Origin of the sequence: Streptomyces sp. S.PNR 29 (assembly GCF_030386795.1) — a bacterium.
In the GTDB taxonomy this organism is placed as follows: Bacteria; Actinomycetota; Actinomycetes; order Streptomycetales; family Streptomycetaceae; genus Streptomyces.
Window position 1 is genome coordinate 16832 of the sequence record NZ_JANUQM010000018.1, and the last position, 12791, is coordinate 29622.

The 12791-nt window shown below is 71.6% G+C and carries 14 protein-coding genes; 6 read left to right on the forward strand and 8 right to left on the reverse strand.

The window, feature by feature from the left end; genetic code table 11:
* Positions 1-18 precede the first annotated feature (18 nt).
* Positions 19-348, forward strand: a complete 330-nt coding sequence (locus tag NW895_RS36250) for a rhodanese-like domain-containing protein (RefSeq protein ID WP_289941313.1) — start codon at positions 19-21, stop codon at positions 346-348.
* Between the two features lie 19 nt (positions 349-367).
* On the opposite strand, the gene NW895_RS36255 is transcribed toward NW895_RS36250, so the two are convergent.
* From NW895_RS36255 to paaA, 6 genes are all read right to left on the reverse strand, one after another.
* Positions 368-1501, reverse strand: a complete 1134-nt coding sequence (locus NW895_RS36255) for an acyl-CoA dehydrogenase family protein (protein ID WP_289941134.1) — start codon at positions 1499-1501, stop codon at positions 368-370.
* A gap of 132 nt (positions 1502-1633) precedes the next feature.
* Positions 1634-2692, reverse strand: a complete 1059-nt coding sequence (locus NW895_RS36260; RefSeq protein WP_289941135.1) for a 2Fe-2S iron-sulfur cluster-binding protein — start codon at positions 2690-2692, stop codon at positions 1634-1636.
* Complete coding sequence (gene paaD / locus NW895_RS36265; protein WP_289941136.1) at positions 2692-3219, reverse strand: 1,2-phenylacetyl-CoA epoxidase subunit PaaD; 528 nt, start codon at positions 3217-3219, stop codon at positions 2692-2694. The genes NW895_RS36260 and paaD overlap by 1 nt, the downstream gene beginning before the upstream one ends.
* The gene (gene paaC, locus NW895_RS36270; RefSeq protein ID WP_289941137.1) at positions 3213-3944 is read right to left on the reverse strand and encodes a 1,2-phenylacetyl-CoA epoxidase subunit PaaC; all 732 of its coding nucleotides are present in this window, start codon (positions 3942-3944) and stop codon (positions 3213-3215) included. Before paaC ends, paaD begins: the two co-directional genes overlap by 7 nt.
* Positions 3941-4228 (reverse strand): 1,2-phenylacetyl-CoA epoxidase subunit PaaB, encoded by a 288-nt coding sequence (gene paaB, locus NW895_RS36275; protein WP_289941138.1) that lies wholly within the window; start codon positions 4226-4228, stop codon positions 3941-3943. Before paaB ends, paaC begins: the two co-directional genes overlap by 4 nt.
* A gap of 2 nt (positions 4229-4230) precedes the next feature.
* A complete protein-coding gene (gene paaA, locus NW895_RS36280; RefSeq protein WP_289941139.1) occupies positions 4231-5253 on the reverse strand; it encodes a 1,2-phenylacetyl-CoA epoxidase subunit PaaA in 1023 nt (340 codons plus the stop codon).
* Between the two features lie 366 nt (positions 5254-5619).
* On the opposite strand from paaA, the gene NW895_RS36285 reads away from it, so the two are divergent.
* From NW895_RS36285 to NW895_RS36295, 3 genes are read left to right on the forward strand one after another with little or no spacing between them, the layout of a single operon-like run.
* Positions 5620-6363, forward strand: coding sequence for a DUF5819 family protein (locus NW895_RS36285; protein WP_289941140.1), 744 nt, complete (start codon positions 5620-5622; stop codon positions 6361-6363).
* Entirely contained in the window at positions 6360-7565 is a 1206-nt protein-coding gene (locus NW895_RS36290; RefSeq protein WP_289941141.1) for an HTTM domain-containing protein, read from the forward strand. The genes NW895_RS36285 and NW895_RS36290 overlap by 4 nt, the downstream gene beginning before the upstream one ends.
* Positions 7562-8317, forward strand: coding sequence for a TrmH family RNA methyltransferase (locus NW895_RS36295; RefSeq protein WP_289941142.1), 756 nt, complete (start codon positions 7562-7564; stop codon positions 8315-8317). Before NW895_RS36290 ends, NW895_RS36295 begins: the two co-directional genes overlap by 4 nt.
* Here NW895_RS36295 and paaN read toward each other — a convergent pair.
* Positions 8314-10017 (reverse strand): phenylacetic acid degradation protein PaaN, encoded by a 1704-nt coding sequence (gene paaN / locus NW895_RS36300; RefSeq protein ID WP_289941143.1) that lies wholly within the window; start codon positions 10015-10017, stop codon positions 8314-8316. The genes NW895_RS36295 and paaN overlap by 4 nt on opposite strands.
* A 160-nt stretch (positions 10018-10177) precedes the next feature.
* On the opposite strand from paaN, the gene NW895_RS36305 reads away from it, so the two are divergent.
* On the forward strand, positions 10178-11695 hold the full coding sequence (locus NW895_RS36305; RefSeq protein WP_289941144.1) for a 3-hydroxyacyl-CoA dehydrogenase: 1518 nt from the start codon (positions 10178-10180) through the stop codon (positions 11693-11695).
* Positions 11692-12279, forward strand: coding sequence for a TetR/AcrR family transcriptional regulator (locus NW895_RS36310; protein WP_289941145.1), 588 nt, complete (start codon positions 11692-11694; stop codon positions 12277-12279). Before NW895_RS36305 ends, NW895_RS36310 begins: the two co-directional genes overlap by 4 nt.
* A gap of 2 nt (positions 12280-12281) precedes the next feature.
* Here the strand turns inward: NW895_RS36310 and NW895_RS36315 are convergent, their stop codons facing one another.
* Positions 12282-12791 (reverse strand): Lrp/AsnC family transcriptional regulator, encoded by a 510-nt coding sequence (locus NW895_RS36315; protein ID WP_289941146.1) that lies wholly within the window; start codon positions 12789-12791, stop codon positions 12282-12284.

A 12791-nucleotide genomic window follows, 5' to 3' on the forward strand; every position in this document is an offset into this window, starting at 1 on the left:
ATGAGTTTTGGAGCTGGTGTGCCCACGGTCGAGGTCACGGACCTCAAGGACGGCGACTTCCTGCTGGACGTCCGCGAGGACGACGAGTGGCAGGCGGGCCACGCCGCCGGGGCTCTGCACGTCCCCATCAGTGAGTTCGTGGCCCGGTACGGCGAGCTGACCGAGGCGGCGCCGCAGGACGGCCGGGTGCATGTGATCTGCCGCTCCGGCGGGCGTTCGGCGCAGGTGACCATGTACCTGGTCCAGCAGGGCATCGACGCCGTGAACGTCGACGGTGGTATGCAGGTGTGGGCAGCCGCGGGCCGCCCCGTCGTGAACGACAAGGGCGAGACCGGGTACGTCCTGTAGGGCGCGCCGCTTTCCTGGGTCAGCCCAGTGGATGGGCTGCCAGCAGGTCGCCCAGGGCCTCCTCGTGTGCCGCGGCCGGGCCGAGTGACAGCTCCAGGTGCTTGGCCCAGGCGTGGTACCGGTGCAGGGGGTAGTCGACGTCGGCTCCGAACCCGCCGTGCAGATGCTGCGCCGTCTGCACCACCCGTCGTACGCCCTCCGCGGCCCAGATCTTGGCGACGGCGACATCCCCCGAGGCGGGCAACGCGCCCGGCGCCCCCGAGCTGATCCGCCAGGCGGCCTGCCACAGCGTGGCCTCCATCGCGCGCAGGTCGATATAGCGGTCGGCGGCCTGCACGGCCACGGCCTGGAAGGTGGCGAGGGGGTGGCCGAACTGCTCCCGTTTGCCGGTGTACTCGCTCGTCATCCGCAGGACCTGCTCCCCGAGCCCGAGCGCCAGCGCACACGTCCCGGTCGTCAGCAGGTCCCGCAGCCACTCCCATGCCCCGTCGGCGTCGATGACGTCACGGTCCGCGATCCGCGCGGACTGCAGGCGCAGTTCGCCGAGTCGCTCACCGGTGGTCGAGATCTGCTCGGCGAGGACGACGCCGTCGTGGCCGCGCGGGATCAGGGCGAGGACGGTCCGGTCGGCCGCCGTGTGCGCGGGGACGAGCGTGATGTCGGCGTCGTACACCCACGGCACCGCCGTCTGCGCCCCGTCCAGTACCCACGTGCCGTCCTCCTGCCGTGCGGTCACGGCGCGTTCGGCCGGGTCGTGGCCGGTGCGGCCGTGCGCGGCGAGGGTCAGCACGACCTCGCCCCGGCCCGCCCGCGCGAGCAGTGCCGTCTTCAACTCGTCGCCGCCGTAAGCCTGTACGGCCGCCGTGGCCGCGCTGCTCTCCAGCAGCGGCACCCGCGCCAGGCCCCTCGCCGACTCCCGCAGCACCAGGCACAGGGCGATGGCGTCCAGGCCCGCCCCGCCGTACTCCTCATCGAGCAGCAGGCTCAGCAGGTCCGCGTGGGCGAGCCTGGTCCACAGCGCGCGGTCGAAGCCGTCGGCCACGGCGCCCGGGGTGAGCGCGGGACTGGGCACTCCGTCGGGTGCGACCCCGGCGAACACGCCCTTCGCCGCCTCGGCCGCCGCCTGCTGCTCCTCGGTGAAGGTGAAGTCCACGGTCCTGTCCCTCCGGCGGGTCCGTTGAGCTGACGGCCCGTCAAGATAGAACAGGTTCTAGAAGAAGGGAACGGCGGGGAAGGAACGGCGGGAAGCGAACGGGCGGGAAGCGAACGGGCGGCGGGCGCCGGCTCACCTGTCGAAGTCCAGCTCCACCTTCTCCGTCACCGGATGCGACTGGCACGCCAGCACATACCCGGCCTCCGTCTCCTCGGGCTCCAGTGCGAAGTTGCGGTCCATCCGGACCTCGCCCGAGACCAGGAAGGCCCGGCAGGTCCCGCACACCCCGCCCTTGCAGGCGTAGGGCGCGTCGGGCCGGTTGCGCAGCACCGTCTCCAGCAGCGACTCGCCGTCCCGCACCGGCCAGGTCCCGCCGCGGCCGTCGAGCCGGGCGGTCACCGTGCTGTGCGCGGGGGTGGGGGACGTCGGGGCGAGGGCCGTGCCGGCATCCACATGGAAGATCTCCTCATGGATGCGGGTCCGGGCCACCCCCAGCCCGCGCAGCGCCCGTTCGGCCTGCTGCACCAGCCCGAACGGCCCGCACAGGAACCAACCGTCCACCTGCTCCACCGGCAGCAGCGCCGGCAGCAGCCCGGTCAGCCGCTCCCGGTCGAGCCGCCCGGACGGCAGCCCCGCCTGCTGTTCCTCCCGCGACAGCACCGTCACCAGCTGCAGCCGCTCCGGGTAGCGGTCCTTGAGGTCGGCGACCTCCTCCAGGAACATCGTCGAGGCGGACGTCCGGTCGCTGCGTATCAGACAGAACCGGGCCCCGGGCTCGCGGGCCAGCAGGGTGGAGACGATGGACAGCACCGGGGTGATGCCGCTGCCTCCGACGATCGCCGCGTACAGGCCGGGCGCGGGCCGGAGCGTGAAACGGCCGGCCGGGGTCATGACCTCCAGTTCGTCTCCGACGTTGATCTCCTTCAGGGCGTACGCCGAGAAGGCGCCGCCCTCGACCAGCCGCACCCCGACCCGCAGCTCCCGGGGACCTTCGCCGTCCGGTGCCGGGGAGCAGATCGAGTACGTGCGCCGTATCTCCTGCCCGTCGGCCGTGCGTCGCAGGGCGAGGTGCTGGCCCGGGATGTGGCGGTATTCCTCGCGCAGTTCCGGAGGCACGGCGAGGGTGAGGGCCACGGAGTCGTCGGTGAGCCGGTCGACCGCGGCCACCCGGAGCCGGTGGAAGCGGGCCATCACAACTCCTTGAAGTGGTCGAACGGTTCACGGCACGACAGACAGCGCCGCAGTGCCTTGCAGGCGGTGGAGGAGAAGCGGCTGAGCATCTCGGTGTCGGCGGATCCGCAGTGCGGGCAGCGGACGGGGTCCTGACCCGTGGTCAGGCTGCGCGTCGGTCCCAGTGCCACGGGGACCGGTCCGGTCGCCTGCTGTACACGCGGCGGTGCTATGCCGAACTCCCTCAGCTTGCGCCGCCCCTCGGCGGTGATGTCGTCCGTCGACCAGGGGGGCGTCAGGACCGTGCGGACCGTGACCTCGCGCATGCCGTGGTCGCGCAGCGCCCGCTCTATGTCCAGGGACATCGCCTCGATCGCCGGGCACCCGGTGTACGTCGGGGTCAGCTCGACCTCGACGGTGTCCGCGCCGTGGACGTGCACCGCGCGGAGCACGCCCAGCTCCTGCAGGGTGAGCACGGGCAGCTCGGGGTCGGGCACCGCGCCGGCGATGTCGAGGAGTTCCGCCTCCAGCGGAGTCGTCGTCACCATGACGCCCCCGGGTGGCTGCGGTGCAGGTGCTGCATCTCGGCGAGCATCCGCCCGAACGGCTCGGTGTGCAGACCCTGACGGCCCGCGCCGGCCGTCCACGCCCCCGACCTCGCCCCCTCGGGCACCGCCAGGGTGGCCCGGCGCAGCACGTCTCCGACGGTTTCCAGCCAGGCCGACTCCAGCCCGGACCAGTCGACGTCGATGCCGTCCACCGGCTGGAACATCTCGCCGGTGAACCGCCACAGCGCCGTGCACGCCCGCTGCATGCGCTCATGGCTGACGTCTGTGCCGTCACCGAGCCGCAGGGTCCACTGCTCGGCGTGGTCGCGGTGGTAGGCGACCTCCTTGACGGCCTTCGCGGCGAGGGGCGCGAAGGGGCCGTCCCCGGCGGCGAGTGCCGCGTACAGCAGGTGCTGGTAGGTGGAGAAGTACAGCTGGCGGGCGATGGTGTGGGCGAAGTCGCCGTTCGGCTGTTCGACCAGCTGGAGGTTGCGGAAGGCGCGCTCCTCGCGCAGGTACGCCAGTTCGTCCTCGTCGCCGGCCAACGACAGCAGCACCCGGGCCTGGCCCAGCAGGTCGAGGGCGATGTTGGCGAGGGCGACCTCCTCCTCCAGGACGGGGGCGTGGCCCGCCCACTCTCCCAGGCGGTGGGAGAGCACCAGCGCGTCGTCGCCGAGGGCGAGGGCGGCGGTGGCCGGGACCGTGGTCGTCTCGGGTGTGGTCACAGGTGCTTCACCCCCTCCGGGATCTCGTAGAACGTCGGGTGGCGGTAGGGCTTGTCGGCGGCCGGTTCGAAGAACGGGTCCTTCTCGTCGGGGGAGGACGCCGTGATCGCGGAGGACGGCACGACCCAGATGGAGACGCCCTCGCCGCGGCGGGTGTACAGGTCGCGGGCGTTGCGCAGGGCCAGTTCCGCGTCCGGTGCGTGCAGGCTGCCGGCGTGGGTGTGGGACAGGCCGCGGCGCGAGCGCACGAAGACCTCCCACAGAGGCCAGTCGGTGTCGGTCATGCTCAGCTCGCTCCCGTCTCGCCGGTGCGCTGTGTCGCACCGCTGTGCTTGGCCGCGTACGCCGCGGCCGCCTCCCGTACCCACGCGCCCTCGTCGTGGGCCCGCCTGCGCTGGGTCATCCGCTGTTCGTTGCACGGGCCGTTGCCCTTGAGCACCTCCCAGAACTCCGTCCAGTCGATCGGGCCGAAGTCGTAGTGCCCCCGTTCCTCGTTCCACTTCAGGTCCGGGTCGGGGAGGGTGAGGCCGAGGGTCTCGGCCTGGGGGACGCAGATGTCGACGAAGCGCTGGCGCAGCTCGTCGTTCGAGTGCCGCTTGATCTTCCAGGCCATCGACTGCGCGGAGTGCTGCGAGGCGTCGTCGGGCGGGCCGAACATCATCAGGGAGGGCCACCACCAGCGGTTCACGGCGTCCTGGGCCATCGCGTGCTGCTCCGGGGTGCCACGGCTGAGGGCGAGCAGCAGCTCATAGCCCTGGCGCTGGTGGAAGGACTCCTCCTTGCAGATGCGGATCATCGCGCGCGCGTACGGCCCGTACGAGCAGCGGCACAGGGGCACCTGGTTGGTGATCGCGGCGCCGTCCACCAGCCAGCCGATGGCGCCGACGTCCGCCCAGGTCAGCGTCGGGTAGTTGAAGATCGAGGAGTACTTCTGGCGGCCGCTGTGCAGCTTGTCGAGCAGTTCGTCGCGGCTGGTGCCGAGGGTCTCGGCGGCGCTGTACAGATACAGGCCGTGTCCCGCCTCGTCCTGGACCTTGGCCATGAGGATGGCCTTGCGGCGCAGGGAGGGAGCGCGCGTGATCCAGTTGGCCTCCGGCTGCATGCCGATGATCTCGGAGTGGGCGTGCTGGGCGATCTGCCGGACGAGCGTCGCGCGGTAGGCGTCGGGCATCCAGTCGCGGGGCTCGATGCGCTCGTCCGCGGCTACGGCGGCGTCGAAGGCGCGCTCGTATGCGGTGGTGTCGTCGGCCCCGTCCCGGGCGTGGTGCGCCTGGACGGTGGGCGTCTGTTGCGCGGCTGCTGTCGCCATGAGGTCCCCCTCGACCTGGGCTCGCTCGGAACCCGCTCCCGACCGATCGTTCGGTTCATGCGTTTCCATGGTGAGACGGGCGCCGAGAGGTGTCAACCGCTGTGGATAACCTGCGGTGGCTCCCTGTGGACAACCTGCGGGGCATCTCTGGGGACAAAGGGGACCTTCTCCCCCGGGCCGCCGCGAGCGGCGCCCGGTCGCGACCGTGTGTGGTGACGGCCACGGCCCCGGCCTGCGGAGAAGGGCTGTGCGCGGGTGGGCAGCCTGAGTACCGTTCCCGTGCGAGCGCCGTGGGGCGGTCCGTACGGGCACAGGAGGCGCCCTGCGGCCGGGCGGGTGGAACGACGGACCGGGGAACGGGGCGGAATGGACGCGCACGACACAGGCTCGGACGCCCGGCACGGGCCGGACGAGCCAGGTGGGCCGGTCGTCGCGCCCGAGATACCCCTGTCCGGTGAGGCCCGCACCGGTGTCGCCGCGCTCTCCCCGCGCTACCAGATCGGCGCCGCGCTCGCTCTCGCGGTCGTCGCCATCGCCGTCTGCGTCCACCTCGGCATGACGTTTCTGCACGTGGCCCCGGTGAACACCATCAGCAAGCAGCACGGCAAGGCGATCGACGAGTGGATCTACCCGGAGTTCGAGCAGAACTGGAAGCTGTTCGCACCCAACCCGCTGCAGCAGAACATCGCCGTCCAGGTCCGCGCCCAGGTGCGCACGACGGACGGCGGCACGCGGACGACCGGCTGGTACGACCTGTCCGCCCAGGACGGCCGGGCCATCGACGGCAATCTGCTGCCCAGCCACTCCCAGCAGAACGAACTGCGCAGGGCCTGGGACTTCTTCCTCGCCACGCACGACGGCGACAACCGTCCGGTCGGGCTGCGCGGCGCGCTGGCCGAGACGTATCTCCGCCGCATCGCGGTGCTGCGCCTGGACCGGGAGGACGCGGCCGGCCCCGGTGGCGTCGTCGCGCGCGTCCAGGTCCGCTCACGTACCACCAACGTGCCGGCGCCCGAGTGGAGCGGAGAGAAGGTCTCGGACCGGCCGGTGTACCGCGAACTGTCGTGGTGGTCGGTACCTGACGACGAGGCGAAGGGGGGAGTCGCGTGAACCGGTTCGCCCTGTGCGTCTCGCGTGGCATCGCCCGCGTCACCGAGTCCGCCCTCGGTCCGTACCAGACCGCCGTGATCCGCATCGGCTTCAGCGCGACCTGGCTGCTGTTCCTGCTGCGGGAGCTGCCCCACCGCCAGGAGCTGTACGGCCCCGACGGCCCCTGGAGCTGGGATCTCGCCGAGCAGCTGGTCGCGACCAACGGAGCGTTCACGGCGCTGATGTGGTCGGACGGCCGGATCTGGTTCGAAGCCGTCTACGCGCTCGCCGTCCTGACCAGCGTCCTCATGCTGCTGGGCTGGCGCACCCGCACCATGTCGGTGCTCTTCATGGTCGGCGTGCTCTCGCTGCAGAACCGCAGCATCTTCATGGGGGACGGCGGCGACAACGTCCTGCACCTGATGTCCGTCTACCTCGTGTTCACGCGCTGCGGCCAGGTGTGGTCGCTGGACGCGCGCCGGGCCGGGCGCGCGCGGGGGGCACGCGCGCGTGGCGAGCGGTGCGCCGACCGGACGGGACCCGCCCTGTGGGGGGTGCTCGGGGTCGTGCTGCTCGCGGTGACCCTGGCGGGCCGCCTCGACGGCGACTGGTTCGTGCCGGCGCTGCTGTGGGCCGTGTGGCTGGCGCAGGGCCTGTGGTGGGTGGTCGGGCGCAGGGCGAAGAGCGCCGAGCCGCGCATCCTGCTGGACGTCATCGCCATCATCGTGCACAACGCCGCCCTGCTCGTGATCATGGCCGAGGCCTGTCTGATCTACGCGACCGCCGGCTGGTACAAGATCCAGGGCTCGCGCTGGCAGGACGGCACCGCCGTCTACTACCCGCTGCACCTGGACTACTTCTCCCCCTGGCCCGCGCTCGCCGACCTGCTGTCCTCCAGCGGCACGGTCGTGATGCTGGTGACGTACGGGACGGTGATCGTGCAGGTCGCCTTCCCCTTCACACTGTTCAACCGCCGCGTCAAGAACGTCCTGCTGGCCGCCATGATCACCGAGCACGCCGTGATCGCCGTGGTCCTCGGGCTGCCGTTCTTCTCGCTGGCGATGATCGCGGCCGACGCGGTCTTCCTGCCGACGTCGTTCCTGCGCCGCCTGGGTGGCTGGGTGGCACGCGCGCGTGCAGAGCTGTTTCCCGGCCGGGGCCGTACGGCGGAGCAGCGCGCCCCGGAGGAGGACCGGCACACGCACGTAGGGTTCAGGTCATGACGGACCCTCTGCACGTCTGGCGCGGGCTCGCCGGTACCGCCGTGCTGCTCGACGGCTTCCACGCCCTGAAGCACGCGGTGCGCTTCGGTGCCGAGGTCCCGGTGGCGGTCACCGGCGACCGCGGGGCCGCTCTCGCCCTCGCCGACGAGCTGGCCCCGGACGTACGAGACGCCCTGGACGCACTCCTGACCGAGGTCCCGGAAGCGACGTACCGGAGTCTCGTGCCGCGCCCGCATCCCACCGGGGTCGCCGCCCTGGCCGTACGGCCCTCCCGCGCGGACCACCTCACGAGGCTGGCGCACACCCCCCGCACCGCGCCCGTCGTCGTCCTCGACAATCCGCGCAACCTCGGCAACGCGGGGGCCGTGATCCGGCTGGCCGCCGGGTTCGGGGCGACCGGCGTGGTCACCACCGGCACCCTCGACCCATGGCATCCCACGGTCGTGCGCGGCGGGGCAGGGCTGCACTTCGCCACCGCCGTGGAGCGGCTGGCCGTCGACGAGCTGCCGCCGGGGCCGATGTTCGCCCTGGACCCGGAGGGCGAGGACATCCGGGGGCTGAAGCTGCCGGACGACGCGGTGCTCGCCTTCGGCTCGGAGCGCAGCGGACTGTCGGCCGAGCTACGCGCGCGTGCCGACCATCTGGTGGCACTGCCGATGCGCCCCCAGGTCTCCAGCTACAACCTCGCGACCAGTGTGGCCATGACGCTGTACCACTGGAGCGCCACCGGGGGCGCGCGGCACGTCCCCTAGGAAGCCCCCTGGGCCTCCCGGCGCACTTCCACCACCCGGAACCGGTTCGCCACGAACGCCCCGTCGCACAGGGCCGAGTTGGCCGCCGGGTTGCCTCCCGAGCCGTGGAAGTCGGAGAAGGCGGCCGTCTGGTTGACGTACACCCCGCCCGTGAGGTTCAGGGACAGCTGGGCGGCCTCCTCCAGGCAGGCTTCCCGCACGGACTGCTCGACCTCCGCGTCGGTGGTGTACGCGCCCACCGTCATCGCGCCCTTCTCGCGGATGCTGCGCCGCAGCACCTCCACCGCGTGCGGGGCGGAGTCGACGGCGACGGCGAAGGAGACCGGCCCGAAGCACTCGCTCATGTAGGCGGCCTCGTCGTCCGGCTTGGCGCCGTCCAGCTTCACGATCACGGGCGAACGGACGACCGCGCCCGGGAACTCCGGGTTGCTGATCTCCCGGGAGGCCAGGGCGACCTCGCCGAGGCCCGCCGCGGCCTCCAGGCGTGCCTTGACGTCCGGGTTGACGATGGCGCCGAGCAGGGCGTTCGCGCGCGCGTCGTCGCCGAGGAGGCCGTCCACCGACTTGGCGAGGTCGGCGACCACCTCGTCGAAGGACTTGGGGCCCACGTCGGTGGAGATGCCGTCCCTGGGGATGAGCAGGTTCTGCGGGGTGGTGCACATCTGGCCGCTGTACAGGGACAGGGAGAACGCCAGGTTGGCGAGCATCCCCTGGTAGTCGTCGGTCGACTCCACGATCACCGTGTTGACGCCGGCCTTCTCCGTGTAGACCTGCGCCTGGCGGGCGTTGGCCTCCAGCCAGTCGCCGAAGGCCGTGGAGCCCGTGTAGTCGATGATCCGGATCTCCGGGCGTGTGGCCAGCGTCTTGGCGATGCCCTCGCCGGGGCGTTCGGCGGCCAGCGCCACCAGGTTCGGGTCGAAGCCCGCCTCCGCGAGGACCTCACGGGCGACCTGCACCGTGAGCGCGAGGGGGAGCACCGCGCGCGGGTGGGGCTTGACCAGGACCGCGTTGCCGGTGGCGAGGGAGGCGAACAGGCCCGGGTAGCCGTTCCACGTCGGGAAGGTGTTGCAGCCGATCACCAGGCCGATGCCGCGCGGGACCGGCGTGAACTGCTTGGTCAGTGCCAACGGGTCGCGCTTGCCCTGCGGCTTGGTCCACTCCGCGGTGCCGGGCGTGCGGACCTGCTCCACGTACGCGTACGCCACGGCTTCCAGGCCGCGGTCCTGCGCGTGCGGGCCGCCCGCCTGGAACGCCATCATGAACGCCTGGCCGGAGGTGTGCATGACCGCGTGCGCGAACTCGTGCGTCCGGCCGCTGATCCGCTTGAGGATCTCCAGACAGACCATGGCGCGCGTCTCCGCGCCCGCGTCCCGCCAGTCCTTCTGGCCGGCCTTCATGGCGGGCAGCAGGACGTCGATGTCGGCATGGGGGTAGGTCACGCCCAGCTCGATGCCGTACGGCGAGACCTCGCCGCCCACCCAGTCGTCCGTGCCGGGCTGGCCGAGGTCGAGGCGGGTGCCGAGGAGAGCGTCGAAGGCGGCCTTGCCCGCCGCCGCGTCCAGGCTGCCGTTCTCGCCGTAGGCCTTGGGGTGCTCGGGGTGCGGGGACCAGTACGCGCGTGTGCGGATCGCTTCCAGCGCCTGGTCGAGGGTGGGCCGGTGCCGGGCGATCAGCTCGTGCGCCGTGAGTGCGGCGGTCATGGATGACCAACTCCTCGTCTCAAGAACTCTTCGTCGAGCTCATGACCTGGGCAGAAACCTGGGCAGGAACAGACGGACAGAGTTAGAGTAACCGAACGATCGGTCGGGACAAGGGGGACCGCCGCATCTGTGGAAAACCCCGTGCGGGAGGATCGCGCACATGACAGCACTCGACCTCAGCAGGCCCGTGGCCGTCGTCGGCACCGGCACCATGGGCCAGGGCATCGCCCAGGTCGCGCTGGTCGCGGGGCACCCCGTGCGGCTGTACGACGCCGCCCCGGGGCGCGCCCGCGAAGCGGCCGCGGCGATCGGCGCACGCCTCGACCGGCTCGTCGAGAAGGACCGGCTCACCGCCGCCGACCGGGACGCCGCACTGGCCCGCCTGCTGCCAGCCGAGAGCCTCGCCGCACTCGCGGACTGCTCCCTGGTGGTCGAGGCGGTCCTCGAACGGCTGGATGTGAAGCAGGAGCTGCTGAGGGAGCTGGAGGGCATCGTCGCCGACGACTGCCTCCTCGCCACCAACACCTCCTCCCTGTCCGTCACCGCCATCGGCGGCGCCCTCGACACCCCCGGCCGCTTCGTGGGCCTGCACTTCTTCAACCCCGCGCCGCTGATGCCGCTGGTCGAGGTGGTCTCCGGGTTCGCCACCGACGTCACGTCGGCCACGCGCGCGTACGAGACGGCCCGCGCCTGGGGCAAGACCCCCGTCGCCTGCGCGGACACCCCCGGCTTCATCGTCAACCGCATCGCACGGCCCTTCTACGCCGAGGCCTTCGCGGTCTACGAGTCCCACGCCGCCGACCCCGCCACCATCGACGCCGTCCTGCGCGAGTCGGGCGGCTTCAGGATGGGCGCCTTCGAGCTGACCGACCTCATCGGGCAGGACGTCAACGAGTCCGTCACGCACTCCGTGTGGCAGTCCTTCTTCCAGGACGTGCGCTTCACGCCGTCCCTCGCCCAGCGCCGCCTGGTCGAGTCCGGCCGCCTCGGCCGCAAGAGCGGACAGGGCTGGTACGACTACGCCGACGGCGCCGAGCGCCCCGAGCCGCACACCGCGGAGCGGGCCGAACCGCCCGCGTACGTCGTCGCCGAGGGCGATCTGGGTCCCGCCTCCGAGCTGCTCGCGCTGATCCGCGAGGCCGGTATCTCGGTACGCGAGGAGGCAGAGGACCACGGCACACGCCTGGTGCTGCCGAGCGGCGGGCAGCTGGCCCTCGCCGACGGCCAGACCTCGGTGGAGTTCCGGGACGTCGTCTACTTCGACCTCGCTCTCGACTACCGCAGGGCCACCCGCATCGCCCTGGCCGCCTCCCAGGACACCTCCCCGCAGACCCTCTCCGAGGCCACCGGCCTGTTCCAGGCGCTCGGCAAGCACGTCAGCGTCATCGGCGACGTCCCCGGCATGATCGTCGCCCGCACGGTCGCGCGGATCGTCGACCTGGCGCACGACGCCGTCGCCAAGGGCGTGGCCACCGAGGAGGACATCGACACCGCGATGCGCCTGGGCGTCAACTACCCGCTCGGTCCCTTCGAGTGGAGCCGCAGACTCGGCCGCAACTGGGCGTACGCCCTCCTCGACGACCTGCATCTGCGCGACCCCTCAGGACGCTACGCGCCGTCCCTGGCGCTCTACCGCCACGCGTACGCCTCCGACAAGCGGGAGGGCAGCCCCTCATGACCACCGCCAAGCGCGACACGTACACCCCGGAGACGCTGCTCTCCGTCGCCGTGCAGGTCTTCAACGAGCGCGGCTACGACGGCACCTCCATGGAGCACCTCTCCAAGGCGGCCGGCATCTCCAAGTCGTCGATCTACCACCACATCGCCGGCAAGGAGGAACTGCTGCGCCGGGCCGTGAGCCGGGCCCTCGACGGTCTCTTCGGAATCCTGGACGAGGAGCACGCGCGCGTGGGGCGTGCCGCCGAGCGTCTGGAGTACGTCGTGCGGCGCATGGTCGAGGTGCTCATCGCCGAACTGCCGTATGTGACGCTGCTGCTGCGGGTGCGCGGCAACACGGACACCGAGCGGTGGGCCCTGGAGCGGCGGCGCGAGTTCGACCACCGGGTCGCCGCACTCATGAAGGAGGCGTCGGCCGACGGGGACATACGCGGCGATGTGGAGATGCGGCTCGCCACCCGACTGGTCTTCGGCATGGTCAACTCGATCGTGGAGTGGTACCGGCCGGACGGGCGGGGCATGGGGGAGCGCGAAGTGGCCGACGCCGTCGCGCGGTTGGTGTTCTCCGGGCTCCGCAGGGACTGAGATCAGCCCTCCGGGTCCAGGTCCTCCTCCTCGAACACCAGCAGCGTCCGTGTGCTGAGCACCTCGGGGATGGCCTGCAGCCGGGTGAGGACCAGCTCGCGCAGCGCCCTGTTGTCGGACACGTGCACCAGCAGCAGTACGTCGAAGTCGCCGCCCACCAGGGAGATGTGGGAGGCGCCGGGGAGCTGTCTGAGCCGTTCGCGCACCGTGCGCCAGGAGTTCTGGACGATCTTCAAGGTGATGTACGCCGAGGTGCTGTGCCCCGCGCGCTCGTGGTTGACGCGGGCGCCGAAGCCGCGGATGACGCCGTCCTCGATGAGCCGGTTGATGCGCGCGTAGGCGTTCGCGCGAGAGACGTGCACCCGTTCGGCGACCGACCGTATCGAGGCACGGCCGTCCGCCTGGAGCATGCGCAGGATGTCCTGATCGATGGCATCGAGGGGGCGAGGCGGCGGCAGAGGGCCGGTGTCGTCGAGGTTCTTGGCGTCCTCGGCCATTTGTTCAGATGCCAT

Excerpts from the sequence above, each read along its gene's own strand:
- NW895_RS36260 (WP_289941135.1), bottom strand. The coding sequence starts at position 2,692 with ATGGCCCGCTTCCACCGGCTCCGGGTGGCCGCGGTCGACCGGCTCACC.
- paaD (WP_289941136.1), bottom strand. The coding sequence starts at position 3,219 with ATGGTGACGACGACTCCGCTGGAGGCGGAACTCCTCGACATCGCCGGC.
- paaB (WP_289941138.1), bottom strand. The coding sequence starts at position 4,228 with ATGACCGACACCGACTGGCCTCTGTGGGAGGTCTTCGTGCGCTCGCGC.
- paaA (WP_289941139.1), bottom strand. The coding sequence starts at position 5,253 with ATGGCGACAGCAGCCGCGCAACAGACGCCCACCGTCCAGGCGCACCAC.
- NW895_RS36285 (WP_289941140.1), top strand. The coding sequence starts at position 5,620 with ATGGACGCGCACGACACAGGCTCGGACGCCCGGCACGGGCCGGACGAG.
- NW895_RS36295 (WP_289941142.1), top strand. The coding sequence starts at position 7,562 with ATGACGGACCCTCTGCACGTCTGGCGCGGGCTCGCCGGTACCGCCGTG.
- paaN (WP_289941143.1), bottom strand. The coding sequence starts at position 10,017 with ATGACCGCCGCACTCACGGCGCACGAGCTGATCGCCCGGCACCGGCCC.
- NW895_RS36305 (WP_289941144.1), top strand. The coding sequence starts at position 10,178 with ATGACAGCACTCGACCTCAGCAGGCCCGTGGCCGTCGTCGGCACCGGC.
- NW895_RS36310 (WP_289941145.1), top strand. The coding sequence starts at position 11,692 with ATGACCACCGCCAAGCGCGACACGTACACCCCGGAGACGCTGCTCTCC.
- NW895_RS36315 (WP_289941146.1), bottom strand. The coding sequence starts at position 12,791 with ATGGCATCTGAACAAATGGCCGAGGACGCCAAGAACCTCGACGACACC.